The sequence below is a fragment of the Amycolatopsis sp. cg5 genome (genome assembly GCF_041346955.1).
Classification (GTDB): Bacteria; Actinomycetota; Actinomycetes; order Mycobacteriales; family Pseudonocardiaceae; genus Amycolatopsis.
The window spans coordinates 1,077,955-1,101,541 of record NZ_CP166849.1; the positions used below are offsets into that span (position 1 = coordinate 1,077,955).

General features: G+C 69.3%; 25 protein-coding genes. 17 read left to right on the plus strand and 8 right to left on the minus strand.

Going from position 1 to position 23,587, the window contains the following annotated elements; translation table 11 throughout:
- Nucleotides 1-18 precede the first annotated feature (18 nt).
- The 3 genes from mca to AB5J62_RS05400 are packed head-to-tail and all read left to right on the plus strand — an operon-like array spanning nucleotide 19 to nucleotide 2,962.
- Nucleotides 19-921 (plus strand): mycothiol conjugate amidase Mca, encoded by a 903-nt coding sequence (gene mca / locus AB5J62_RS05390; RefSeq protein ID WP_370946991.1) that lies wholly within the window; start codon nucleotides 19-21, stop codon nucleotides 919-921.
- Nucleotides 918-1,424, plus strand: coding sequence for a PH domain-containing protein (locus AB5J62_RS05395; RefSeq protein ID WP_370946992.1), 507 nt, complete (start codon nucleotides 918-920; stop codon nucleotides 1,422-1,424). The genes mca and AB5J62_RS05395 overlap by 4 nt, the downstream gene beginning before the upstream one ends.
- Nucleotides 1,421-2,962 carry a PH domain-containing protein gene (locus tag AB5J62_RS05400; RefSeq protein ID WP_370946993.1) on the plus strand — a complete coding sequence of 514 codons (1,542 nt, stop codon included), beginning with the start codon at nucleotides 1,421-1,423 and terminating at the stop codon, nucleotides 2,960-2,962. Before AB5J62_RS05395 ends, AB5J62_RS05400 begins: the two co-directional genes overlap by 4 nt.
- Here the strand turns inward: AB5J62_RS05400 and AB5J62_RS05405 are convergent.
- Both AB5J62_RS05405 and AB5J62_RS05410 read right to left on the minus strand, forming a co-directional pair.
- On the minus strand, nucleotides 2,942-3,484 hold the full coding sequence (locus tag AB5J62_RS05405; RefSeq protein ID WP_370946994.1) for a DUF305 domain-containing protein: 543 nt from the start codon (nucleotides 3,482-3,484) through the stop codon (nucleotides 2,942-2,944). The two genes, AB5J62_RS05400 and AB5J62_RS05405, sit on opposite strands and share 21 nt — an antisense overlap.
- Nucleotides 3,481-4,230: a lytic polysaccharide monooxygenase gene (locus AB5J62_RS05410; RefSeq protein ID WP_370946995.1), complete on the minus strand. Its 750-nt coding sequence runs from the start codon at nucleotides 4,228-4,230 to the stop codon at nucleotides 3,481-3,483. The genes AB5J62_RS05405 and AB5J62_RS05410 overlap by 4 nt, the downstream gene beginning before the upstream one ends.
- A gap of 319 nt (nucleotides 4,231-4,549) precedes the next feature.
- Between AB5J62_RS05410 and AB5J62_RS05415 the strand changes: the two genes are divergently transcribed.
- The 3 genes from AB5J62_RS05415 (at nucleotide 4,550) to AB5J62_RS05425 (ending at nucleotide 7,100) form a co-directional block, all read left to right on the plus strand.
- On the plus strand, nucleotides 4,550-5,155 hold the full coding sequence (locus AB5J62_RS05415; protein WP_370946996.1) for a TetR/AcrR family transcriptional regulator C-terminal domain-containing protein: 606 nt from the start codon (nucleotides 4,550-4,552) through the stop codon (nucleotides 5,153-5,155).
- Between the two features lie 337 nt (nucleotides 5,156-5,492).
- On the plus strand, nucleotides 5,493-6,779 hold the full coding sequence (locus AB5J62_RS05420) for a PucR family transcriptional regulator (protein WP_370946997.1): 1,287 nt from the start codon (nucleotides 5,493-5,495) through the stop codon (nucleotides 6,777-6,779).
- 189 nt (nucleotides 6,780-6,968) lie between these two features.
- Complete coding sequence (locus tag AB5J62_RS05425) at nucleotides 6,969-7,100, plus strand: hypothetical protein (protein WP_370946998.1); 132 nt, start codon at nucleotides 6,969-6,971, stop codon at nucleotides 7,098-7,100.
- On the opposite strand, the gene AB5J62_RS05430 is transcribed toward AB5J62_RS05425, so the two are convergent.
- The gene (locus AB5J62_RS05430; protein WP_370946999.1) at nucleotides 7,088-7,870 is read right to left on the minus strand and encodes an IclR family transcriptional regulator; all 783 of its coding nucleotides are present in this window, start codon (nucleotides 7,868-7,870) and stop codon (nucleotides 7,088-7,090) included. The genes AB5J62_RS05425 and AB5J62_RS05430 overlap by 13 nt on opposite strands.
- A gap of 286 nt (nucleotides 7,871-8,156) precedes the next feature.
- Here AB5J62_RS05430 and hutH point away from each other — a divergent pair, with 286 nt between their 5' ends.
- From hutH to AB5J62_RS05470, 8 genes are all read left to right on the plus strand, one after another.
- Nucleotides 8,157-9,677, plus strand: coding sequence for a histidine ammonia-lyase (hutH, locus tag AB5J62_RS05435; RefSeq protein ID WP_370947000.1), 1,521 nt, complete (start codon nucleotides 8,157-8,159; stop codon nucleotides 9,675-9,677).
- Nucleotides 9,678-9,767: 90 nt separating this feature from the next.
- The gene (gene hutU, locus AB5J62_RS05440) at nucleotides 9,768-11,429 is read left to right on the plus strand and encodes a urocanate hydratase (RefSeq protein WP_370947001.1); all 1,662 of its coding nucleotides are present in this window, start codon (nucleotides 9,768-9,770) and stop codon (nucleotides 11,427-11,429) included.
- Nucleotides 11,426-12,625, plus strand: coding sequence for an allantoate amidohydrolase (locus AB5J62_RS05445; RefSeq protein ID WP_370947002.1), 1,200 nt, complete (start codon nucleotides 11,426-11,428; stop codon nucleotides 12,623-12,625). Before hutU ends, AB5J62_RS05445 begins: the two co-directional genes overlap by 4 nt.
- Nucleotides 12,622-13,920 (plus strand): formimidoylglutamate deiminase, encoded by a 1,299-nt coding sequence (locus AB5J62_RS05450; protein WP_370947003.1) that lies wholly within the window; start codon nucleotides 12,622-12,624, stop codon nucleotides 13,918-13,920. Before AB5J62_RS05445 ends, AB5J62_RS05450 begins: the two co-directional genes overlap by 4 nt.
- Entirely contained in the window at nucleotides 13,905-15,050 is a 1,146-nt protein-coding gene (gene hutI, locus AB5J62_RS05455) for an imidazolonepropionase (RefSeq protein WP_370947004.1), read from the plus strand. Before AB5J62_RS05450 ends, hutI begins: the two co-directional genes overlap by 16 nt.
- Before the next feature lie 243 nt (nucleotides 15,051-15,293).
- Nucleotides 15,294-15,578 carry a hypothetical protein gene (locus AB5J62_RS05460; protein WP_370947005.1) on the plus strand — a complete coding sequence of 95 codons (285 nt, stop codon included), beginning with the start codon at nucleotides 15,294-15,296 and terminating at the stop codon, nucleotides 15,576-15,578.
- A gap of 148 nt (nucleotides 15,579-15,726) precedes the next feature.
- Nucleotides 15,727-16,851: an anion permease gene (locus tag AB5J62_RS05465; protein WP_370947006.1), complete on the plus strand. Its 1,125-nt coding sequence runs from the start codon at nucleotides 15,727-15,729 to the stop codon at nucleotides 16,849-16,851.
- Nucleotides 16,848-17,069 carry a hypothetical protein gene (locus AB5J62_RS05470; protein WP_370947007.1) on the plus strand — a complete coding sequence of 74 codons (222 nt, stop codon included), beginning with the start codon at nucleotides 16,848-16,850 and terminating at the stop codon, nucleotides 17,067-17,069. Before AB5J62_RS05465 ends, AB5J62_RS05470 begins: the two co-directional genes overlap by 4 nt.
- Here the strand turns inward: AB5J62_RS05470 and AB5J62_RS05475 are convergent.
- Nucleotides 17,056-17,721 (minus strand): hypothetical protein, encoded by a 666-nt coding sequence (locus tag AB5J62_RS05475; protein WP_370947008.1) that lies wholly within the window; start codon nucleotides 17,719-17,721, stop codon nucleotides 17,056-17,058. The genes AB5J62_RS05470 and AB5J62_RS05475 overlap by 14 nt on opposite strands.
- Nucleotides 17,718-17,927 (minus strand): hypothetical protein, encoded by a 210-nt coding sequence (locus AB5J62_RS05480; RefSeq protein WP_091295908.1) that lies wholly within the window; start codon nucleotides 17,925-17,927, stop codon nucleotides 17,718-17,720. The genes AB5J62_RS05475 and AB5J62_RS05480 overlap by 4 nt, the downstream gene beginning before the upstream one ends.
- A 30-nt stretch (nucleotides 17,928-17,957) precedes the next feature.
- Here AB5J62_RS05480 and AB5J62_RS05485 point away from each other — a divergent pair, with 30 nt between their 5' ends.
- The 3 genes from AB5J62_RS05485 to AB5J62_RS05495 are packed head-to-tail and all read left to right on the plus strand — an operon-like array spanning nucleotide 17,958 to nucleotide 20,895.
- On the plus strand, nucleotides 17,958-18,662 hold the full coding sequence (locus tag AB5J62_RS05485) for a dienelactone hydrolase family protein (RefSeq protein WP_370947009.1): 705 nt from the start codon (nucleotides 17,958-17,960) through the stop codon (nucleotides 18,660-18,662).
- A 54-nt stretch (nucleotides 18,663-18,716) separates the two neighbouring features.
- A complete protein-coding gene (locus AB5J62_RS05490) occupies nucleotides 18,717-20,267 on the plus strand; it encodes a sensor histidine kinase (protein WP_370947010.1) in 1,551 nt (516 codons plus the stop codon).
- Nucleotides 20,245-20,895, plus strand: a complete 651-nt coding sequence (locus AB5J62_RS05495) for a response regulator (RefSeq protein WP_370947011.1) — start codon at nucleotides 20,245-20,247, stop codon at nucleotides 20,893-20,895. Before AB5J62_RS05490 ends, AB5J62_RS05495 begins: the two co-directional genes overlap by 23 nt.
- Here the strand turns inward: AB5J62_RS05495 and AB5J62_RS05500 are convergent.
- The 3 genes from AB5J62_RS05500 to AB5J62_RS05510 are packed head-to-tail and all read right to left on the minus strand — an operon-like array spanning nucleotide 20,892 to nucleotide 23,586.
- Complete coding sequence (locus tag AB5J62_RS05500; protein WP_370947012.1) at nucleotides 20,892-21,653, minus strand: ABC transporter permease; 762 nt, start codon at nucleotides 21,651-21,653, stop codon at nucleotides 20,892-20,894. The genes AB5J62_RS05495 and AB5J62_RS05500 overlap by 4 nt on opposite strands.
- Nucleotides 21,650-22,675 (minus strand): alpha/beta hydrolase family protein, encoded by a 1,026-nt coding sequence (locus AB5J62_RS05505; protein WP_370947013.1) that lies wholly within the window; start codon nucleotides 22,673-22,675, stop codon nucleotides 21,650-21,652. Before AB5J62_RS05505 ends, AB5J62_RS05500 begins: the two co-directional genes overlap by 4 nt.
- Nucleotides 22,672-23,586 (minus strand): ABC transporter ATP-binding protein, encoded by a 915-nt coding sequence (locus AB5J62_RS05510; protein WP_370947014.1) that lies wholly within the window; start codon nucleotides 23,584-23,586, stop codon nucleotides 22,672-22,674. Before AB5J62_RS05510 ends, AB5J62_RS05505 begins: the two co-directional genes overlap by 4 nt.
- Between the last annotated feature and the right edge of the window lies 1 nt (nucleotide 23,587).

Consider the following 23,587-nt stretch of genomic DNA (forward strand, 5'->3'; position numbering starts at 1 on the left):
TAAGAAGAGGAGAAGTCGATGACCGAAGCCAGTTCCCGCTCGCGTGCCGGCCTCCGGTTGATGGCCGTGCACGCGCACCCGGACGACGAGTCCAGCAAGGGCGCCGCGACGCTCGCCAAGTACGCGGCCGAGGGCGCCGAGGTGCTGGTCTGCACCATGACCGGCGGTGAGCGCGGCGACGTGCTCAACCCGGCGATGGACCGGCCCGAGGTCTGGGCCGACCTGCCGAGGCTTCGCCGCGCCGAGATGGAACGGGCTCGCGAGATCCTCGGGATCGAGCATCGTTTTCTTGGCTTCATGGACTCCGGGCTGCCTAAGAACGGCGAGCCGGTGCCAGACGGCTCGTTCGCGCTGGAAGACCTTGAGACCGCCTCGATGCCGCTCGTGCGGGCGATCCGCGAGTTCCGCCCGCACGTCGTGGTGACCTACGACGAGAACGGCGGCTACCCGCACCCTGACCACATCAAGACCCATCAGGTCGCGATGGAAGCTTTCGACGCGGCGGGCGACGCGAAGCTTTATCCGGGTACTGGTGAAGCCTGGCAGCCACAGAAGCTTTATTACGTCTGTGCGTTCAGCAAGGCGTACTTCCAAGCCCTCTACGACGCCATGACGGCCGCGGGCCTGTACTCGCCGCACGGTGAGGTGCTCGGCGGCTGGGACGACTCCATGCGGAGTTGGGAGATCACGTCGCGGGTGTCGTGCGCGGAGTGGTTCCCGACGCGGCTGCGCGCGCTGCTCGCGCACGAGACCCAGGTGAACCCGGATGGTCCCGAACGGTCGTGCCCGCTGGAGATCGAGCAGCGGGCGTGGCCGACCGAGGACTACCACCTGGCCCGTTCGCTGGTCGAGACGACGTTGCCCGAGGATGACCTGTTCGCCGCCGTCGCGGTCTCGAACACTGTTAGAGTGGGGCCATGAGTGACACAGGGGGCGGGTTCGAACTGCGGGTGCCCCACAACCGGGTGAGCCCGAAGGCGAAGCTGTACTGGGCGTGCCGGGCCGCGTTCAGCTGGGTCTTCGTGTTCGGCGCGCAGGTCGTCTGGCTGCTGGTCGACGACGAGGGCGCCGCGACCCCGCACGTGGTGGTCGCGGTGGTCTCCGCCGCGCTCGCGGTCGCGCACGTCGTGGTCATGCCGCGGTGGCGGTTCGCCGTGCACCGCTGGGAAATCACGCCGGACGCCGTCTACACCCGGTCGGGCTGGCTCGACCAGGAATGGCGGATCGCGCCGGTCTCGCGCATCCAGACCGTCGACAGCGAACGGGGGGTGCTGGAGCGGATGTTCGGGCTGGCGAACCTGACCGTCACCACCGCGTCGTCGGCGGGGCCGATCAAGATCCACGGCCTCGACCACGAAACCGCCCAGCGGGCGGCCGAGGAACTCACCGGCAACGCCGTCGCGTCCGAGGGGGACGCGACGTGACGTCGCCGTGGGCGCCGCCCGAGGTCGCGGCCGAGGTCGAAACGGACTGGCGCAAGCTCAGCCCGAAGATGCTGCTGGTGCACCCGCTCAACGAGGTCGTGCGCGCGCTGCCGGGACTGCTCGCGATCCTCGTGGTCGGCGCGTCGACCGGACGCGGCCCGTGGTGGACGCTGTTCGGGGTCGGGCTGCTCGTCGTGCTCGGCGTGCTGCGGTGGTTCACCACCACCTACCGGGTCACCCCGCAGCAGGTGCAGATCCGGAAAGGCTTGCTGCGCAAGCAAGTGCTGACCGTGGCGACCGACAGGGTGCGCACCGTCGACATCGACGCGCAGGCACTGCACCGGGTGCTCGGGCTGGCCGCGGTCACCGTCGGCACCGGCCGGTCCGACAAGGGCCACGAGGGCATCAAGCTCGACGCGCTCACCGCCGAAGAAGCACAGCGGCTGCGTGACGAGCTGTTGCACCGCAGCCCCGTCACCACCACGGAAACACCCACCGCCGCGGAAACGTCACAGTCACCGGAAACCCCGCTGGCCGCGCTCGATCCCCGGTGGATCCGGTTCGGGCCGTTCACGTTGTCCGGGCTGGTCACGGTCGGTGTCATCGGCGCCGCGCTGTCGCGGGTGCTGTCCGAGTCGGAGGGGAACCTCGAACGCTTCGGGCCGCTGCGGGTGATCTTCCGGCACCTGGAGAACGCGCCGCTGGCGCAGGACATCGCCGAGATCGTCGGTGCGCTCGCCGTCGTGGTGGTCGTCGCGTCGACCGTCGGCTACGTGCTGGCGTACTGGAACTTCCGGCTCAGCAGGCACCAGAGCGGCACGCTGCACATCGCGCGCGGGCTGATCAACAAGCGGTCCACGACCATCGAAGAGCGGCGGCTGCGTGGCGTCGAGGTCAGCGAACCGTTGCTGCTGCGGCTGGTTCGCGGCGCGAAGCTGCTGGCGATCACCACCGGGCTGCGCGTCGGGCATGGCGCCGAGCGAGGCGGCACTGTGCTGCTGCCGCCGGCGCCTCGCGAAGAAGCCGTCCGGGTCGCGGTGCTCGTGGGTTCGCCCGAGCCGCTCGGCGCGGACCTCGTCCAGCACGGGCCGCAGGCCCGGCGTCGCCGGTACACCAGGGCGTTCGTCGGCGCCGCGGTGGTGATCGGGCTCGTTTTCCTGTTGTGGGCCATGGATGTCGTGACGCTCGGCGTCGCGCTGAGCTCCTTGGCCGTGCTGCCGATCGCGGCCGCGCTGGCGTTCGACCGCTACCGGAACCTGGGGCACGCGGTCGTCGGACCGGCCTTGGTCAGCAGGCACGGCTCGCTCGTGCGGCGGCGCGTGGTGCTCTCGCGCGACGGGATCGTCGGCTGGAACCTGCGCCGGTCCTTCTTCCAGCGCCGGGCCGGGCTGGCGACGCTCACCGCGACCACGGCGGCCGGGAACCAGCACTACTCGGTGCCCGACGTCGAAACCGCGGAAGCGCTGCGCGTCGCCGACGAGCTGCTGCCGGGACTGATCGAGCAGTTCCTGGTGCCCTCAGCCGAGAAAACCCAGTAGCTGCTTGATCTCCCCGGTGCGCGACTGGATGATCCGGTTCGCCAGATCCTTGGTCTTGAAGGCGGCGCCACCGGCCGCTTCGGTCTGCGCGAGCTCGACCGCGTTGTGCTGATGCGCCGTGAGGATGTTGACGAACAGCTTCTCGAACTCCTCCGGCTTCGCGGCTTTCAGTTCGGCGACCTCGTCCGGCGGGGTCAGCCGGTTGCCGCCGTGGTGGGCGTGCGCGTCCGGCGCCGCGTCGGCGGTCGGCGGCTGCGCCCAGCCTTCGAGCCAGGCCTTCATGTCCGCGACCTCGTTGACCTGGGTCACGTCGATGGCGTTCGCGAGCACCTGGATCTCGGGGCGCAGGTGGTGTTCCTTCGCCAGCCGCGCGATGTCGATGCCCTGCTGGTGATGCGGGATCATCATCTGCAGGAACATCACGTCGGTCGGGTTGAACTCGGTGGCGGGCGCGGCGGGGCCGCCGGCCCCGCACCCGGTGAGGGTGAGGAGACCGGCGGCCAGCGCGATACGGAACTTCACTGCTGCTGCCACAGTGCGGGGACGTTGGGCGGTTCCCAGCCTTGCAGCGAGGTGTGCGCGGTAATGCACTTATAGGTCGCGCCACCGTAAGTGACCGTCGAGCCGATCGAGTAAGCCGTATTCACCTTCCAAGTTCCGCCCGCGGGCGGCTGAGAGGTGGTCGGCGTGGTGGTCGGCGGATTGCTTGTCGTGGTCGGCGGTGTCGTCGGGGTTGTCGGGTTTCCGCCACCGCCGATCTGCAAATCGACACACGAATAGAACGCGTTGGCGGTGTCGGCGATGTTCCACCGGGCCAGCAGTTTCTGGCGGCCGGAGAAACCGCTCAGATTGACCGCGTGGGTCTTGGTGGCGCCCGGCTGGGCCCCGCCGTCGTTGAACGAGGCGACCTTGGTGCCGCCGATGAAGTATTCCCAGGTGCTGGTCGCGTGACGCGCGGTCAGCGTCCAGGTGAAGTTGACGGTGCCGTTGACCGAACTCGCAGGCCAGTTCTTGCTTTCGTCCGCGAGCTGGGCGAATTGCGAGAGACCGCCATTGCAGCTGGTCAGCCCCTTGGGGCCTTCCACGCTCTGGGGTTCGTAAATGATCGGGCCACAGTTCGACACCTTGCCTTGCGCGCAGTTGGCCTGGCGGCTCGGCGGTGACGAAACGTAGCCGTGCGCACTGGCCGTTCCCACCGGAACGGCGATCACGACGATCGGGGCCAGTAATGCCCCAGCGGCGACGGCGAGTTTGCGCTTCAGGTTCATCGAAGGCTCCAAACGGCGGAACAACGGTGTTCGGCGAATAGGGGAGCGGCTCACTTGAATGTGGTCTAGACCATAAGTCCGGTAGTCCGTTTGGTCAAGGAATTACCTGCTGTCATCCGACCAAAGTCGCTGAACCGTTCCAGCCCAGTGGACATGCTCATGTCATGCCGTTGCGTAGGGCGCATTATCGCTCCGTGAGAAACCGGTGGTGCAATTCCCGCGCCCATTACCCGGTGTCGCCGGAATAGTCGGCCGGACCCCGCTCGGCGATCCTTCTCGAACACTGTTAGATTAATGTTCGGGTTATGGAAGGAGTGTTATGGCCCTGGTGCGCGAAGAGGTCGTCAAGACGGCCTTGCGGTTGCTCGACGAGGTCGGGCTGGAGAACCTGTCGCTGCGCAAGCTCGCCAGGGAACTCGGCATCCAGGCGCCGACGCTGTACTGGCACTTCAAGAACAAGCAGGACCTGCTCGACGAAATGCACGCCGCGGCCATGGCCGCCATGGACGGACTCGAAGGCGCGCCGGGGCCCGGCGCGGAGTGGGACGCCTGGCTCGCCTGGATGGCCAGGCGGATCCGGCGCGGCATGCTCGCCCATCGCGACGGCGCGTTGCTCGCGAGCGCGGCCCGGCCGATCGGGGAACGGTGGGAGTACGTCGAAGGCATCCTCGCAATGCTCGGCAAGGCGGGCTTCACACCGGACGCCGCGTTGCGCGGGATCGGGGTGCTCACCGACTTCGTGCTCGGCGCGACGCTCGAACAGCAGCAGGCGGCCAACCGCGCGGAAGCGCCGGTGCCGCCCGACCCGGCGCGGTTTCCGATGGCGCACGACGCCGTGCTCGCCGCCGGCGACCACGACCGGCGCTTCGAGCACGGGCTGGCGCTCATCCTCGACGGGATGCGAGCGTCCACATCGGAGCGATGATCGACTTCCGATAGGCCAACCGGGTGGCTCCGGTGTTCGGCTATTGGGGTGAAACAAGGAAAACCGTCGCCGGGACGGCGAGTGATCGTCTTCTCCGGCGCGGCCGCCCGACCGGCGCCGGGAATCCGGTACTGGGCTGGGCGAACCCGGTTTTTGGTCGCGGCGACCAAGATTTTCCGCAAAGCCGTGCCGCGCGCACAGTGGAACCCGACTGTCACAGTGGGAGTGTGATTGGCGACGCGGTGTGATTGATCGCGTCGTAGGCGCAGGTGAAGCGGGGGCCGCGGTGAGTGTGACGAACCTTACTTGGTGCGGCGGGGCGGCGTACGGTGAACCCGTGCGCGTTATTCGCAACGAAGCCGCAGGCGAATCGGCGGAAGTTGCGGAGACGGTGACCGCGATCGCCTCCGCGATGAGCGTGAACCTGCCGTCCATCACCGAGGATCTGCGCGGCAGGCTGTCCGCCGAGATCGAGTACCTCGGCGGCGATGAGCGATTGCTGCAAGCGCTTGCCGCGAGCGTCGAGGCCAACGTCGCGACTTTGCTTTACGTACTGGGACATCGCACCGACGTCACCCGCGCGGAGACGCCCGCCGCCGCCGTCGACTACGCGCGGCGATTGGCCCAGCGCGCCATCCCCGTCGACGCGCTCGTGCGGTGTTATCGCTTGGCGCAGGACAGTTTCCTCCGCTGGTGTCTTGAAGAGCTCAAGCACCAGAGCGGCGAGGGAATCGTCGTTTCCGCTGCGGCACAAGAACTTGTGGGCGTCACGTCGGCGTACATCGACCGCGCGACCCAGCGCGTGGTCGCGGAGTACGAGGACGAACGCGACCGCTGGGCGCTGAACCAGGGCGCGGTGCGCGCGGCGCGGGTGCGCGATCTGGTCGAGGGCCGCGCTCTCGATCTGGACGCGACCGAAAACGTGCTCGGCTACCGGCTCCGGCAGCAGCATCTCGGGCTCGTCCTGTGGGGCGACCGCGAAACCGCAGGCGAAAGCCTGCTGCCGACGCTGGAACGCGTCGTGCGCACACTCGGCGAACGGCTCGGCTGCCTCATCCGCCCGCTGTTCGTGCCATGGGACGAATTGAGCGCGTGGGTCTGGCTGCCGCTCGGCCAGCGCGCCGGCTGGGACACCGACACCATGGCGGCGGCCGCCGATCTCGGCGAGACCCCGGTGCGCGTCGCCGTCGGCGCGCCCGGCGGTGGCGTCCGCGGGTTCCGGCGGTCACACCAGCAAGCCGTTCAGGCACAGGCAGTAGCCGTCGCGGGCCGCGCACCCGCGCCGTCGTTCACCGCTTTCGGTGACGTCGGGCCGGTCGCGCTGATGTGTTCGGACCTGGAAGCGACCCGTCACTGGGTCCAGGACGTGCTCGGTGATCTGGCGCTCGACGACGAGCCGCACGCGCGCCTCCGAGAGACCGTGCACGCCTTCCTATCGTGTGGCGGGAGCTACGCCGCTGCGGCCGTCCAGCTGGGAATTCACAAGAATTCCGTGCAGTACCGGCTACGCAAGGCCGAGGAGGTGCTGGGCTGGTCGATCCGCGACGACCGGCTCAACGTCGAGGTCGCGCTGAGTGCCTGCCGATGGCTCGGAAAGTCCGTTCTGCTCGCTGAGTTGGGCTAATTGTTTGATCTCGCTTTGGCACGACGTTAGGACATTCGGGTGGTGCAGTGTCATGCTGAGGTCCCGACCATGGCCCGCCGCGATCCGTCGCGGGCCGGAAGAAGGTGCTAGATGACCTGGGCTAGGCATTCCTCCCCGACGGAAGAGCAGGGCCTCCTCGCGGGAATCCGCGCGGAAGAACACGCACACATGTCAGTTCAGAACGGCCGCGCGGCCCGCACCGTGGCAGGACACGCCTCGGACGCGATCGAGTGCGCGGAATTGCTCGCCATGCTGGGCCTCGAGGCCTCCGAGGGCCGCCGCGCGGCTCACGCGGGCTGACCCCCGATCCGGCGCGTCAGCTCCCGCGCCGTCTTCCCGACCTCCCCCGCGAGATCAGGCCACGTTTCAGCGCACCCTTCGGTAGCACAATGATGCCGGAGGGTGACGCTGATGGCCGCCAGCGGCCGACCGCCGTGATCGAAAACGGGGCAGGCCACCGAAGCGAACCCCTCGGTGACATTGCCGTCCTCCACCGCCCACCCGAGCCTGCGCTCGGCGGTCAGCGTCCGGCGGAGTTCGGCGAGACTTCTGGGGCCTCGTCGAGTCCGCAGCACGAAAGCGCTTGCGGATGGGAAAAGCGCGCGCACGTGCGGCGCTTCGAGATGCCTGAGTATCGCGCGGCCTGACGCGGTCAGCTGCGCGGGCAGCCGCACACCGACCTCGGTCACCAGCGTCTCGGGTTTCACCGGGCGTTCCTTGATGAGGTACAGGGATTCGTTGCCGTGCAACACACCGAGGTGCGCGGTGTGCCCGACCTTGTCGACGAGCTTGCGCAGCAACGGCCCGGCGAGCCGCTCCAGCGGATCATGCCTGAGATAGGCAGAGCCCAGCTCGAACGACGCGATTCCCAAGCCGTACCGGCGTTCCGCGGGCAAATGCGCCACGAAACCGGCGTCGCTCAGCTCGGCGAGCAGGTGATACGTCGTGGATCGGGGCAGTTCGAGCTCGCGCGCGATGGTCGCGGCGCTGACCGGGCCCGGCCTGCTGGCCAGGACCCTGAGTATCGCCAGCCCGTGCCTCAGCGCCGGGACGTCGCTGCTCCTGCCCATGCGCCCACCTCCTCTCGCCCGGCCGAAGGTGCCGAAAGACGCATTGGGGACCTCCTAGGGACCGAAGGACGCATTGGGGGCTTGCTGGGGACCGAAGGACGCATTGGGGACCTGCCAGGGACCGAAGGACGCATTGGGGACCTGCCAGGGACCGAAGGACGCATTGGGGACCTCCGAAGGACCGAACGACGCATTGGGGTAATGACAGGCCTCGGGTCTGGGATACCAGACGGAAGACGCCTTCGGGTGATGTTCACCCGGGTGGGCCGGGTTGTCCAATAGGGGCATGCCGGAAAAAGTGTTACTGGGGTCGGAGCCGCTCAGTGCCGAGCAGGTGGTCGCGGTCGCGCGGGAGTTCGCGCCGGTCGGGCTGACCGGGGCCGCCGAGACCAGGCTCGCCGAGAAGCGCCAGCACATCGAGGACCTCGCGCACGCCGTGACGCCCACGTACGGCGTCAGCACCGGGTTCGGCGCGCTCGCCACCCGGCACATCCCGCGGGAGAGCCGGACGGCGCTGCAGCGCAGCCTCATCCGCTCACACGCGGCGGGCGCGGGCGCGCACGTCGAGACCGAGGTCGTCCGCGCTCTCATGCTCCTGCGCCTGAGGACGCTCGCCAGCGGCTTCACCGGCGTCAGGCCCGGTACCGCGAACACACTCGCCGCGCTGCTCAACGCCGGGATCACCCCGATCGTGCACGAGTACGGCTCGCTCGGCTGCTCCGGTGACCTCGCGCCGCTCGCCGCCGTCGCGCTCGCGCTGATGGGGGAGGGCGAGGTCGAGTACAACGGCGAACTCGTCAACGCCGCCGACGCGCTGGAGCACGCGGGTATCGAGCCGGTCGTGCTCGCCGAGAAGGAGGGCCTCGCGCTCACCAACGGCACCGACGGCATGCTCGGCATGCTGCTGCTCGCCGCCGCCGACCTGCGCAAGCTGCTGGACATCGCCGACATCACCGCCGCCATGAGCGTCGAGGCGCTGCTCGGCACGGACCGGGCGTTCGCCGCCGACCTGCAGGCGCTGCGCCCGCACCCCGGCCAGGCCGCGAGCGCCGCCAGGATGTTCCAGGCGCTTCAGGGCTCCAAGATCGTCGAGAGCCACCGCGGTCCCGACTGCAACCGTGTCCAGGACGCCTACAGCCTCCGCTGTTCGCCCCAGGTCCACGGTGGCGCGCGCGACAGCCTCACGCACGCCGAACTGGTCGCGAGCCGTGAGCTGGCGTCCGCTGTGGACAATCCCGTCGTGCTGGAAGACGGCCGCGTCGAGTCCAACGGCAACTTCCACGGCGCGCCGGTCGCCTACGTGCTCGACTTCCTGGCGATCCCGCTCGCGGACGTCGCCAGCATCGCCGAGCGCCGCACCGACCGGATGCTCGACAAGACGCGCTCGCACGGCCTTCCGCCGTTCCTGGCGTTCGACCCCGGCGTCGACTCGGGGCACATGATCGCCCAGTACACCCAGGCCGCCGTGGTCAGCGAGCTCAAGCGGCTCGCCGTGCCCGCGTCGGTCGACTCGATCCCGAGCAGCGCGATGCAGGAGGACCACGTCTCGATGGGCTGGTCGAGCGCGCGCAAGCTGCGCAAGGCCGTCGACGGGCTGACCACCGTGCTCGCCATCGAGCTGCTCACCGCGGCACGCGCGCTCGACATGCGCGCCCCGCTGGAGCCGTCGCCGGTCACCGGCCGGGTCCGGGATCTGTTGCGTACCAAGGTCGAAGGCCCCGGGCCCGACCGCCACCTCGCCCCTGAAATCGCCGCCGCCGAAGAACTCGTCCGCTCCGGCGCCGTTCTCGACGCCGCTCGCATTTAGCGGGCTTTACTCTGTGAGCGCGAAGCGCGATCCGGAGTAAAGCCCGCTAAATGCCACCGGCTACACCCCTGCCGAACTCTGGAGGACCTCATGACCAGCACCGCCCGTCCGGTCCGCGCCGCCCGCGGCACGCAGCTCACCGCCAAGAACTGGCAGACCGAAGCCGCGCTGCGGATGTTCCACAACAACCTCGACCCCGAGGTCGCCGAGCGCCCCGACGACCTGGTCGTCTACGGCGGCACCGGCAAGGCCGCCCGTAACTGGGCCAGCTTCGACGCCATCACCCGTGAGCTCACCGACCTGGAAGCCGACGAGACACTGCTCGTCCAGTCCGGCAAGCCGGTCGGCGTGTTCCGCACGCACGAGTGGGCGCCGCGCGTGCTCATCGCGAACTCCAACCTCGTCGGCGACTGGGCGACCTGGCCCGAGTTCCGCAGGCTGGAGCAGCAGGGCCTGACCATGTACGGCCAGATGACCGCGGGCTCCTGGATTTACATTGGCACGCAAGGCATCCTGCAGGGCACCTACGAGACTTTCGCCGCGGTCGCCAAGAAGCGCTTCGGCGGAACGCTCAAGGGCACCCTGACCGTCACCGCCGGCCTCGGCGGCATGGGCGGCGCCCAGCCGCTCGCCGTCACGATGAACGACGGCGTCGCGCTCTGCATCGAGGTCGACCCGCACCGCGCGCACCGCCGCGTCGAGACCCGGTACCTCGACGAGGTCGCGGACGACCTGGACGACGCGATCCGCCGCGTCGAGGCGGCGAAGAAGGACAAGCGCGCGCTGTCGGTCGGTGTCGTCGGCAACGCCGCCGAGATCCTGCCGGAGCTGCTGCGCCGGGGCGTCGAGGTCGACATCGTCACCGACCAGACCTCCGCGCACGACCCGCTTTCCTATCTGCCCAAGGGCATCAGCGTCGACGACTGGCACGACTACGCCGCGAAGAAGCCCGACGAGTTCACCGACCGCTCGCGCGAGTCGATGGCCGACCACGTCGACGCCATGCTCGGCTTCCTCGACAAGGGCGCCGAGGTCTTCGACTACGGCAACTCCCTGCGCGGCGAGGCGAAGCTCGGCGGCTGCGAGCGCGCCTTCGACTTCCCCGGTTTCGTGCCCGCCTACATCCGCCCGCTGTTCTGCGAGGGCAACGGCCCGTTCCGCTGGGCGGCGCTGTCCGGTGACCCCGAGGACATCGCGGCCACCGACCGCGCGATGCTGGAACTGTTCCCGGAGAACGAATCCCTCGCCCGCTGGATCCGGCTCGCCGGTGAGCGCGTCGCCTTCCAGGGCCTTCCGTCGCGCATCTGCTGGCTCGGCTACGGCGAGCGGCACCTCGCGGGCCTGCGGTTCAACGAGATGGTCGCCAGCGGCGAGCTCAAGGCCCCGGTCGTCATCGGCCGCGACCACCTCGACTCCGGCAGCGTCGCGTCGCCGTACCGCGAGACCGAGGGCATGGCCGACGGCTCCGACGCCATCGCCGACTGGCCGCTGCTGAACGCGCTGGTCAACACCTCGTCCGGCGCCAGCTGGGTGTCCATCCACCACGGCGGCGGGGTCGGCATGGGCCGCTCCATCCACGCCGGCCAGGTCAGCGTCGCCGACGGCACCGCGCTCGCCGCGCAGAAGCTGGAGCGGGTGCTCACCAACGACCCGGGCATGGGCGTCATCCGCCACGTCGACGCGGGCTACGACCGGGCGTCGGACGTCGCGGACGAGCGCGGCGTGACGATTCCGATGAAGGACGCTGAGTGACCGCGACTTCGCTGCTGGGCGAAATCGCCGACGTCGGCCGCGATCGCAAGCGCGGCGGGTACTCCCGTCACGCTTTCGATCAGGCCGAAGGCGAGCTGCGCACCTGGTTCGTCGAGCGTGCGCAGCGGCTTTCGCTCGACGTCGAGACCGACCGCAACGGCAACATCTGGGCCTGGTGGGGAACCCCCGGCCCGGACGCGGTCGTCACCGGCAGCCATCTCGACTCCGTGCCTGGCGGCGGCGCTTTCGATGGACCGCTCGGCGTGGTCAGCGCGCTCGACGCGGTGGAGATCTTGCAGGCCAAGGGTTTCCGGCCGACCAAGCCGTTCGCCGTCGTCGTGTTCGCGGAAGAAGAAGGTGGCCGCTTCGGCGTCCCGTGCCTCGGGTCACGTCTGCTCACGGGCACGATCGACGCCGACAAGGCGCGGGCGCTGAAGGACCCCGACGGCATCACGTTCGCCGAGGCTTCGGCCAAGGCCGGCCACGATCCCGAGCGGTTCGGCGCCGACCCCGAAGCGCTCGGCCGCATCGGCCGGTTCCTCGAACTGCACGTCGAACAGGGCCGCGGTCTCATCGACCTCGGTTCGCCGGTGGCCGTCGGCGACACGGTCATCGCGCACGGCCGCTGGCGATTTTCCTTCTCCGGACAGGGAAACCACGCCGGCGCGACACTGATCGGCGATCGCCACGACCCGATGCTGCCCGCGGCGGCCATGGTCGCGGCCGCCCGCCGGGTGGCGAAGGCGACCGGTGACGGACGCGCCACCGTCGGCCGTCTCGTGCCGACGCCCGGTGGCACGAACGTCATCGCGTCCACTGTGGACATTTGGCTCGACGCGCGGGTGCCCGGCGGCGACCGGACGCGCGCGCTGGTGTCAGAACTCAGTGCGCTGGCAAAGGAAGTCGCCGCCGAAGAGGGCTGCCTGGTCGAGATCGCCGAAGAGTCCTATTCGGACACGGTGACCTTCGACGCCGCGCTGCGTGACGATCTCGGGAAGTGGCTCGGCGGAGCGCCGGAGCTGCCGACGGGCGCAGGCCACGACGCCGGGATCCTCGCCGGGTTCGTGCCGGCCGGGATGTTGTACGTGCGCAACCCGACTGGCGTGAGCCATGCGCCCGAGGAATTCGCCGAGGCGGAAGACGTCGACCACGGCGCGCGGGCGCTGGCGACCGTTGTGGAGCACATGTCGACATGACGACACTGTGGTGTGAGTACGCGTGGCTCCCGGACGGGGTCGCCAGCGAGGTCCTGATCAAGATCGAGGGCGACCGGTTCGACTCCGTGCTGCCGGGACAGCCGCGCGAGGGCCACGTCCTCACCGGACTGACCGTGCCCGGCATGGCGAACGGCCATTCCCACGCCTTCCACCGGGCGCTGCGCGGCCGCACGCACCACGAGCGCGGGACGTTCTGGACCTGGCGCGAGCGCATGTACTCGCTCGCCGCCAGGCTCGACCCCGACGCGTACTACCGGCTCGCGCGCGGTGTCTACGCGGAGATGGTGCTCGCCGGCTACACCAGCGTCGGCGAGTTCCACTACCTGCACCACGCGCCGGGCGGCACGCCGTACGCCAACCCGAACGCGATGGGCGCCGCGCTCGAACGCGCCGCCGCCGACGCCGGGATCCGGTTGACCCTGCTCGACACCTGTTACCTCGCGGGCGGCATCGGCGTCGCACCCGACGAGGTCCAGCAGCGGTTCTCCGACGGCTCCGCGCAGCGCTGGGCCGAACGGGTCAGCGAACTCCGGGAGACCGACGGCTTCCGCGTCGGCGCGGCCATTCACTCGGTCCGCGCGGTCCCGGCCGACCAGATCTCCTTGGTGCGCAAGCAGGACAGGCCGCTCCACGTGCACCTGTCCGAGCAGCGCGCAGAGAACGAGCAGTGCCTCGCGGCGTACGGCCTCACCCCGACCGGCCTGCTCGCCGAGCACGGCGCGCTCGGCGAACGGTTGACCGCCGTGCACGCCACGCACCTCACCGAAAGCGACATCCGGCAGCTCGGCGCCGCGCGCGCTCGCGCGTGTTTCTGCCCGACCACCGAGCGGGACCTCGGCGACGGCATCGGCCCGGCGCGTGCGCTGCTCGACGCCGGAGTCGGGCTCTGCCTGGGTAGCGACAGCAATGCCGTCGTCGACGCCTTCGAGGAGACGCGCGCGCTGGAGCTCAACGAGCGCCTGGCCAGCGAGTCGCGCGGTCGATTCAGTGTCGACGAGCTGATGGCGGCCGCGACCGACCACGCGGCCATCGGCTGGGACGAGGTCGGCGCGCTCGCCGCGGGCCACGGCGCCGATCTGGTCAATATCGATCTCGAATCGATCAGGACCGTGGGCACCGAGCCTTCGGGTACGGTCTACGCGGCGTCTGGGGCTGATGTGCGCGACGTGCTCGTCGCGGGCCGCTGGGTCGTCCGCGACCGCGTGCACCTGGCGGTCGAAGCACCGGAATCCGTGCTGGCGAAGGAGATCGACGCACTGTGGCAACACTCGTAACCGGGATCGGCGAGCTCACCACCAACGACGAGGACCTGGGCAAGCTGACGAACGCCGCGCTGGTGTTCTCCGGCGACCGGGTCGTCTGGGTGGGCGCCGCCGCCGACGCGCCCGCCGCCGACGAACGCGTCGACGTCGACGGCCGCGCGGTGCTGCCCGGCTGGGTCGACAGCCACACGCACCTCGTCTTCGCCGGTGACCGGACCGCCGAGTTCGAGGCCAGGATGGCCGGGAAGCCGTACACGGCGGGCGGCATCGCCGTCACCGTCGGCGCCACGCGCGCCGCTTCCGACGACGAGCTGGCCGCGAACCTGCGCCGCCACGTCGACGAGGCCGCCCAGCAGGGCACCACGTGCCTGGAGACCAAGACCGGCTACGGGCTCAACGTCGAAGACGAGGCCCGCTCGGCGCGGATCGCCGCCGAGGTCGCCGACGAGGTGACCTTCCTCGGCGCGCATCTGGTGCCGCCCGGCGCGGACGCGGAATCCTATGTGGATCTCGTCTGCGGCGACATGCTCGACGCCGTCGCCGATCAGGTCCGCTGGGCTGACGTCTTCTGCGAGACCGGCGCGTTCGACGAGGCCCAGACCGCGCGGGTGCTGAAGGCCGCGCAAGAGCGTGGGCTCGGCTTGCGCGTGCACGGGAATCAGCTCGGCGAAGGCCCCGGTGTCCGGCTCGCCGTCGAATTCGGCGCGGCGAGCGTCGACCACTGCACCTATTTGACAGATGACGATGTCGAAGCCTTGGCGGCTTCGGAAACGGTCGCGACCCTTTTGCCCGCTTGCGATTTGTCGACCAGGCAGCCACTCGCGCCCGCTCGCAGGCTTCTCGACGCCGGTGCGACCGTGGCGCTCGCCAGCAACGCGAACCCGGGCAGTTCTTATACGACCTCGATGGCGTTTTGTGTGGCTACGGCCGTTTTGCAGATGCGCATGACGATCGACGAGGCCGTCTGGGCGGCCACCGCGGGCGGCGCGGAAGCGTTGCGCCGCGAGGATGTTGGCGTGCTGAGCCCTGGTGCGCGTGCCGACTTCCAGGTACTCGAAGCGCCTTCGGTCACTCATCTGGCCTACCGGCCCGGTGTGCCGCTGACCAGGAATGTCTGGCGCCTCGGCATTCGGGTTCGCTGAAGGCGGCTTTCCGGCTGCCCCAAAGTGAGATGATCTTGCCCTCTTGAGGCCAAGACCCGCTGCCCCCGAATTTCCGCTGCCATAGTGAAATCGCGTGGCGCCGCGCACCGAATTCACTACCAGGCAGGAGAAATCCGGCAATGAAATCATTTGTCCGCGTCGCGCTCGCGGCGCTGGCGCTGGTGATTTGAGCGCGGGATCATCACCTGGTCGCCCAGCACCGGCCCGCAGTCGGTGCAGACCTTGTACAAGCAGAACGGCCAGCTCCTTTTCCAGTGGGGTTCGACGCACGAGTACAACTACGACGACTGGCCGCTCAATGTGCGGTACAACGGCCAGGACCGAGGTCTGGACCGGGAGTACCGGGTCGGCCTGGTCGGCGGCGTCGGCCGGTCCGATGGCTGGTTGACGGTGCCGACCATCGGCTCTGGGCTGTACCGGGTGACCGTCGAAGGCTGTGACCTCAGCGGCACGGGCAGCCACACGTGCCGCCAAGGCTGGACCAACCCGCTCTACATCAACTTCTGACCCACCCGTCCGTGGCGTCGCTGACAACGAATGTCCGGCGCCACGGCCGGTATTTCCCTTGAGGCGCAAGCGAATTCATCTTGTGTTCAGGAAGACGACACCGTGACGCTATCGGGGCTGAGTCACCCGATCGGTAGCCTGGAACACTGTGGACTACTCGCTGATCGTCATCGTAGTCATCGTCGCGGCGCTGGCTTTCGACTTCACCAATGGCTTCCACGACACAGCGAACGCGATGGCCACCTCCATCGCGACCGGGGCGCTCAGACCGAAGATCGCGGTCGGCCTTTCCGCTGTGCTCAACCTGGTCGGCGCGTTCCTTTCGATCGAAGTCGCCAAGACGATCTCGGGCGGCATCGTCGACGAGTTGAAGATCACCCCGGCGGTGATCTTCGCCGGTCTGGTCGGCGCCATCATCTGGAATCTGCTCACCTGGCTGGTCGGGCTGCCGTCGAGCTCGTCGCACGCGCTGTTCGGCGGGCTGATCGGCGCCACCTGGATCGCGGCGGGCGCCGACGCGATCCACTTCGCCAAGGTCGTCGAGAAGGTGCTGATCCCGGCGGTCGCGTCGCCGCTGGTGGCCGGGCTGGTCGCGACCATCGGCACCTTCGTCGTCTACCGGATCACCCAGCGCGCGCGGCAGGAAGTGGTCGGCAAGGCGTTCAAGAGCGGCCAGGTGCTCTCGGCCTCGCTGGTCTCGCTCGCGCACGGCACCAACGACGCGCAGAAGACGATGGGCATCATCACGCTGACGCTGATCTCGTCCGGTTCGCTCGCGGCCGGGTCGAGCCCGCCGATCTGGGTGATCCTCGCGGCGGGCGGCGCGATCGCGCTCGGCACCTACCTCGGTGGCTGGCGGATCATCCAGACCATGGGCCGCAAGCTCACCGAAATCCAGACGCCGCAAGGCTTCGCGGCCGAGGCGACGGCGGGCGCGGTCATCCTGGCGTCCTCGCACTTCGGCTTCGCGCTGTCGACGACGCACGTCTGCTCCGGCGGCATCATCGGCTCCGGGGTCGGGCGCAGGCTCGCCGAGGTCCGCTGGGGCGTCGCAGGCCGGATGGTGCTGGCGTGGCTGCTGACCCTGCCCGCCGCGGCCATCGTCGGCGCGGTGGCCGCCGCGGTCGCCACCAAGGGCGACTGGGGCACGCTGCTGGTCGGCGTCGCCGGTGTCGGCATCGCCATCGCGATCTACCTGGTGTCCAAGCGCAACCCGGTCGACCCGAACTCGATCGCCGAGCAGCCCGAACCGATCCCGGCAGGTGTGGCGTGAAGATCAACTGGACTGGGTTGTTCGAGGTCTTCGCGATCTCGCTGGGCACCGTGCTGGTGCTGACCACGCTGTTCTCGTTCGGTGTCCGCGGGCTGTCCAGCCACGCGGACGCGCGCGCCGAGGGCGGCTCCGGGACGGCCGCGATGACCGCGTCGGTGGCCTGTTTCGCCGTCTGCGCGGCGATCGTGCTCTACGGGATCTATCTCATCGTCGTGTGAGCTTGGCCAGGTTGGCCTCGCTGAGGTGCTCTACGAGGTTCTCAAGCAGAGCCTCGTCGGCGTCCTCGGCGAGGCCTGCCAGCCTCTTTGACGGCAAGAGCCCGACGACGTGGTCGATGCGGCTCTTGTCGTCTATGACGTAAGCGATCTGCAAGAGCGCTGGGTCGTCTATAACGGCTAGGCAAGCTTTGACAGTGCCGTCAGGCAGATGCCCGACGAACCGGCCGACCGTGATCCAGTCCTCACGCCCGACCAGCTCCGCCGCGACCTTCGAGACGGTCGCGGGCGGGATGTCGGCGATGATCCGGCTGGCCCGCCGCGGGTCCAGCTCGACGGCGACGTCCGCGAGGAACTTCGGCGTCAGCCGCTTCGCGACGTCGACGCCGCGCGAGACGTCCACCAGCCCGGCGATCCGCGCGCAGAGCAGCGGGCCGAACACCTTCTCGCCGATCTTCGCGAGCACCGGCGCCGGGATGACCCTGGTGGCCATCGCCATCCGCTGCAGCACCTGCAGGTCGGCGTCGAACAGCACGTCAGTGACCTGTTCGCGCAATTTCCGCAGGTCATCGGGGTCGACGTCGTTGAGGTACGCGAACCGGTCCGGCGAGTCGCCCAGCAGCCTGGCGAGTTTGAGGACTTCCGCCTCGCTCATAGCCCGACCACTTTGCGCACCGCGCCGCGCAGCAGCGCCGGCACGTACTTGAGCCCCTCTTCGCCCGCCTTCGCGAGTGCTCTGGACTGCCGTTTCCTGGCGTCGTGCAGTGCCTGGGCGAGATCGTCGCGTTCGGCGGGCTCGAGTGCTTCGATGCCCGCGGGTACCGCGCCGCCGAGTTGCTCGGCCAGAGGACGTGCCGCCATGGTCGATCATCATGCCTTAAGTTCGGCGACATGACCGTTGATAAGGCCACTGTCCGTGTCGGAGACCTCAGCGCTTATCTCGCCAGGCCCGCCGGTGGGTCGGCGTCAGGGATGCTCCTGCTGCCGATGATCACCGGCATCGGGCAGCAGCTGCGTGACTGGGCGGACGAGCTCGCCGAGCAGGGCGTGACCGCGCTGGTGTGGGACACCTGGCACGGGAAGAACGCGGACAACACGCCGATCGAGGAGCTGTTCGAGCTGCTCGGCGCGCAGGACGACGAGCAGTGCCTCGGTGAGCAGCGCGCGCTGCTCGACCACCTCTTCGGGGAGCTCGGCTGCACGCGCGCGGGGGTGATCGGCTGGTGCCTCGGTGGCCGGTTCGCGCTGCTGCTCGGCGCGCGCGACGACCGCGTGTCGAACGTCGTCGCGTACCACCCGACCATCTATCCCGAGCTGCCGCCGCACCACGTGCTCGACGCCGTCGCCGAGGCCCCGGCGATCGCCGCGCCCGCGATGGTGCTGTACCCGACGGCCGACGAGCTGGTCCCGCGTCCGGTCTACGTCCGCCTGCGTGACGCCTTGGAGTCGCGTGCGGCTGGCGCGACCATCGCGCAGGTCTATCCCGACGCCGAACACGGGTTCAGCAACCGGAGCAGGCACGCGAATCCCGTCAACGCGTCGGCGTACGCGGTCTCTTGGCCGCAGGTGCTGGCGTTCGTCAAGGCCACGACGTGAAGTCCTTACTTTCGTCCAGGGCGGCGCGAGACCTGAGCTTGTAGCGTCGAGACCGTGCGTGACTGGTGGAAACGACGGGGCGGGCTGGCGCTCGACGCGCTGCTCTGGCTCGCGCTGAGCTGGCTGCTCTTCGCCGACAGCATGCACGCCGCCTCGCCGTGGGAGTTCGTCTTCGGCGTCGCGACGATCACCACGGCGGTGGCCACGACCAGGCGCTGTCCGGTGGTCTCGCTGGCGGCGGCCACCTCGTCCGGGATCGCGATGGTGATCGACCACGGCGGCCGGGTGCCGATCTGGCCGGTGTTCGTCATGGTCACGATGGCCTACTTCGCCGGGCGGCGGATGCGCACGGCGAAACCGGCGCTGGTGATCTTCGTGGTCGTCTGTGTCCTTTGTGTACCGGTCGCGTTCGGGGCAGGCGCACAGGGGATCGACGGCTGGGCGATGATGCTGAGCGTCATCGGGTTCGCGGCGTTGTTCCCCTGGCAGCTGGGCCGGTACGTGCGGCTGCGCGACGAGCTGGCGCGCAGCGGCTGGCAGCGTGCGGAGGAGATCGAGAGCCGTCAGCGGCTGGTCGCGGACCAGGCCAGGCTGCGTGAGCGGGCGCGGATCGCCGGTGACATGCACGATTCGCTGGGCCACGAGCTTTCGCTGATCGCCGTGCGGGCGGCCGCGCTCGAGGTCGCGGGCGGGCTGGGGGAGGCACAGAGCCGGGCGGCCGGTGAGCTGCGGGAGAGCGCGGCGACCGCGATAGACAAGCTGGGACAGATCATCGGGGTGCTGCGAGAGAACGAGGCGCCCGCCGCGCACGAGAGCATCCCCGAGCTGGTCGAGCGCTCCGTCGCCTCCGGACTGGCGATCACGTCCACTGTGGACGATCTCAGTGGTGTGCCCGCGATGGTGGAGCGCGCGGCGTATCGCGTGGTGCAGGAGGCGCTGACTAACGTCGCGAAGCACGCGCCCGGCGCCGCGGCCGTGGTCACGGTCGAGGCCGGCGCGGACGAGACGACGGTGTCGGTGGTCAATGCGCCGCCGCCCGCCGGGCCGCTACCCGGCGCGGCCTCTGGCCGTCACGGGCTGGTCGGGTTGCGAGAGCGGGTCCGCGTCGTCGGCGGCACTTTCCGTGCTGAGCCGTCGAACGGCGGTTTCGTCGTCGAAGCGACGTTGCCGCACGCCGGTTCGCCTGGCCCGGTCGACGTTTCCGACGCCGTGCTCGGCCTCGAACGCGCTCGCCGCGAAGTGCGGCGCAGCCTGCTCCAGGCGGTGCTGGTGCCCGCGTCGCTGTTCGTGGGCGTCGGCGCGATCAGCGGGATCGCGTTCCTGTACGGCTGGTACGGCTCGGAACTCGAACCGTCGGCCTACGACTCGTTCCGGATCGGCCAGCCACGCGCGGAAATCGAGCCGTTCTTCCCCGGCAGGCAACGCTTGGCGCGGCCGTATCGCGACCAGCCGCTTGCCCCGGCAGGCGCGGAGTGCGTGTTCTACGGCAACGGCCGCAGCCTGTTCACTTCGACTTACGAGGCGTACCGGCTGTGCTTCATCGACGGCAAGCTCGTGTTCAAGGACGTGTTGAAGGAGAGCAGTGATCCGCGTAGTGCTGGCTGACGACGAGCCGCTGATCCGTGCGGGCGTCGCCGCCATTCTGGGCAGTGACGAGCGGGTCGAGGTGGTCGCGGAGGTCTCGGACGGGCGCGCCGCCGTCGACGAGGTGCTGCGCACCCGGCCCGATGTGGCGCTGCTCGACATCCAGATGCCCGCGTTGGACGGTCTGGCCGCGGCGGAGGAGATCCGCCGCGTCCGTCCGGAGACTGGCGTGATCATGCTGACCACGTTCGGCGAAGACGCCTACATCGAGCGCGCGCTTTCGGTTGGCGCGTCAGGGTTCCTGCTCAAGTCCGGCGATCCGCGTGAGCTGCTCGCCGGCATTCGCGCGGTGGCTGACGGTGCGGCTTTCCTGTCGCCGAAGATCGCGCAACGGGTCATCGCGCAGTTGTCGGGAGGACGGCTGAGCCGGGGGGCCACGGCACGCGCGCAGGTCGCCTCGCTGACGCCTCGTGAGCAAGAAGTGCTGGCGTTGCTGGGCTCTGGACTGTCCAATGCGGACATCGCGGCGAAGCTCTTTGTCGTCGAAGGCACTGTCAAGGCTTACGTAAGCAGCATTTTAGGCCGCTTGGACGCGAAGAATCGCGTCCAAGCGGCCATAGTCGCTTATGAAGCGGGGCTAGTCGGTTAAGCGTCGCGCTTGCGGAGAACCACGCTGCCTGCCACGAGAGCGGCCACGCTCCAGGCCGCACAGGACAGCGTGCCGATCCAGGGCGCGTAGACCGTCGGCGTGTGGAAGATCGGGTTCATCTCGCCCTCGGGCAGCATCCCGTTGACACCTGCGAAGCCGGGGAAGTAGTCGACCAGCGCGTTCGCGCCGAGCGCCCCGACGAGCATGGGCAGCATCAGCAGCAGCACCATCACCGAGACGATCGTGCCCGCCGTGGACCGCAGCGCCGTGCCGATACCCAGGCACAGCACGCCGAGCAGCGCGAAGTACGCCGCCATCCCGGCGATCGTCAGCACGATCTGGCCCGCCGGGACGGGGATCGCGTGAGCACCCGCCAGCACGCCGCCGACGACCATGGACAGTCCGGCGAGCACCGCGCCCAGCACGAACAGCACCGGCAGTAGCACAGTGGCCTTGGCGAGAAGTAAACGATTGCGTACCGGCACCCAGAGCAGTGACGAGCGGATGCTGCCACTCGCGTACTCGCTGGTCACGAACAGCGCCGCGACCGCGATCACCGGGAACTGAGCCATGTAAAAGGCCCCGTTGATCGCGATCGAGCGCACCGAGCCCGTTTCCCCGTCCCGCGCGATGACCAGGCCGCCCATCACGCTGTAGGCGGTCATCAGCACCGCCGACGCCGCCAGCGACAACCAGGTCGCCCGCACCGACCAGAACTTCGTCCACTCCGACGCGACCGCGTCGCCCAGCTTGCTCATGCCCCCACCTTGTCTTCGAAGAAATCGGTCAGTTCGTCGCGGAAGAACCGCAGCCCGGCGGCCGGGTCGATCGAGCCGTACAACCTGCTCCACGTGGTCGCGGGCACCTTGTCCTTCAGGCCGGTTTCGGTGATCAGGTAGCCGGTGTCCGTCGACGACGAGTGCCCGGTCTCCGGCAGGAACCGGCGCTGCTTCCAGCCGGTCAGCCGCGGCCAGTTCTCGTCCCAGCCCGCGCCGAACTCCTCCTCGCCGACGGGGCTGGTGTACAACGCGAACGGCCGGTCGAGCGCGACCGGGCGGTAGAACGGCCCGTCGAGATCGATGGCGGCCTTGATCCGCCGGTCCGCCGCCATCGCGAGAGCCGCCGCCGCGCCACCCGCGGAATGCCCGGCCATGCCGATCCGCTCGCGGTCGATGTGCGGGGAACGCTGTCCCAGCAGGGAATCCAGCACGAACGACACGTCACCGGCTCGGCTCTCGATCCCGGCAGGCCACGGGTTTCCCTCCGCTGCGCAGGGGAGACAGGTCAGCATCCGGCCGCCGGGGAACTCGACGTTGAACGCTTCGTAAGCGTGGTCGATCGCGGCGACTACGAAGCCTTGCGAAGCCAGCTGCTCGGCGAGCGTGGTCAGCGTGGTCCGGCTGTTGCCCGCGCCCGGTGACAGCACGACCAACGGCCAGCCTCGCGCTGATGGCAACGCGGGCGCGTCTGCCCGTGAATGCGTGCGAAGCCGGTACAGCGTGTCTTCCGGCAGCCCGTACTGCTTGACGGTCACCGCGGACTCGGCCCGTGTCATGTAGCGGCCGGGTTCGCCGACCGGGATCGCCGGGTACCACAAGGAAACCATCAGCGTGCGCCGCTCTTGGGGCCGCCAGTGGTCGGCGCGGGCGGGATCCGTCAGCGCCATGGTCCGCAGCCCGATCGGGTAATGCCCGGTCGGCTTCAACAGTGAAAGCGGCGCCGCCGAAGCGGGCGCGGCCAGTGTCAGCAGCAGTGCCGCGACGAGTGCGAAGATCCTCACGCCACCGCCCCGTATTCCACCGAGTTCGCGGTCAGCTCCATGTACGCCTGCTCCAGCGAGGCCGTGCGTTCGGCGAGCCCATGCAGCCGCAGGCCGAGGTCGTACGCCAGATCCCCCACGTATTTGACGGACGTCTCGTGCGCCAGCAGCTCGTTCTCGCCGTCCGTCTCGAAGCGGATCCGGTCTGCGCGCAGGCGCGCGGCCAGTGTGTTTACATCCTCGCGCCGGGTCAGCCGGACCTCGACGACACTGCGCGAGTTGGCCGCGATGAACTCGTCGATCGGCGCGTCGGAGAGGAGTTTCCCCTTGCCGATCACGACGAGCCGATCGGCGGTGAGCTGCATTTCGCTCATCAGGTGACTCGACACGAACACCGTCCGTCCCTCGGCGGCCAGCGACCGCATCAGCTGGCGCATCCAGCGCACGCCGTCCGGGTCGAGGCCGTTGACCGGCTCGTCGAACATCAGCACCGCCGGGTCACCCAGCAACGCGCCGGCGACTCCCAGGCGCTGGCCCATCCCGAGTGAGAACTGCCCGGCCCGCTTGCCCGCGACGTCGCTCAGCCCGACCGTCGCCAGCACTTCCTCGACCCTGCTCGCCGGAATCCCGTTGCTGCGCGCCATCGCCAGCAGGTGCTTGCCCGCGCTGCGGCCGGGGTGCACCGCCTTGGCGTCGAGCAGCGCGCCGATCTCACGCAGCGGATACGCGAGATCGGCGTACCGCTTGCCGCCGACGAGCGCGTGCCCCGAGGCCGGCTTGTCGAGCCCGACCACCATCCGCATCGTGGTCGACTTCCCGGCGCCGTTGGGCCCGAGGAAGCCGGTGACCTTGCCGGGTTCCACCAGGAAACCCAGGTCGTCGACGACGGTCTTCTCCCCATAGCGTTTCGTCAAACCGCTCACTGTGATCATG